This is a genomic window from Arthrobacter sp. 05T444 (genome assembly GCF_056395905.1).
In genome coordinates this window covers 1-784 of record NZ_JBFTKK010000058.1, presented here as the reverse complement: position 1 = coordinate 784, position 784 = coordinate 1, and the positions used below count along the sequence as shown (strand labels likewise).

The window sequence follows — 784 nt, the reverse complement described above, 5'->3', positions numbered from 1 at the left end:
GCGCCGATGATGAAGCCGCGGGTCATCTGGTCCGCGGCGGCCCAGAAGGCGTCGCCGGTGCGCTGGAAGCCGAACATGGAGTAGAACACGTAGACCGGGATCAGCGGCACGCCGTGGGTGGCGTAGGCGGTGCCGGCGGCGGTGAACGCCGCGACGGCGCCGGCTTCGTTGATGCCGGGGTGGATCAGCTGGCCCTGGGCGGATTCCTTGTAGGCCAGGACCAGGTCGCGGTCCACGGACAGGTAGTTCTGGCCGCCCGGGTTGTAGATCTTCGCAGTCGGGAAGAACGCGTCCATGCCGAAGGTGCGCGATTCGTCGGGAACGATGGGAACGATCCGGTGCCCGAACTTCTTGTCGCGGAGGAGGTCCTTGAGGAGGCGGACGAAGGCCATGGTGGTGGCGGCCTGCTGCTTGCCGGTGCCCCGCTTGGCGATGTCAAAGGTCTTGGCTTCGGGGACCTCAATAGCCGCGTGGTTGGGGCGGCGCTCGGGCGTGTAGCCGCCCAGTTCCCTTCTTCTTTCAAGGAGATAGGCGATCTCGGGGGCGTCCACACCGGGGTGGTAGTAGGGCGGGCTGTAAGGGTCTTCCTCCAAGCGGGCGTCGGAGATCGGAATCCTGAGGTAGTCCCTGAATTCCTTCAGGTCGTCGAGGGTGAGTTTTTTCATCTGGTGGGTGGCGTTGCGGCCTTCGAAGTGCGGGCCGAGGCCGTAGCCCTTGACCGTTTTGGCCAGGATCACGGTGGGCTTGCCCTTGAATTCGGTCGCTGCCTTGTACGCGGCGTAGA

Annotated in this window: 1 pseudogene; it reads right to left on the bottom strand. The window is 65.1% G+C overall.

Features of this window, described 5'->3' with window-relative positions:
• Positions 1 to 784 (bottom strand): annotated as a pseudogene (locus tag AC1DD3_RS22060) (pyruvate dehydrogenase (acetyl-transferring), homodimeric type); the annotation flags it as partial.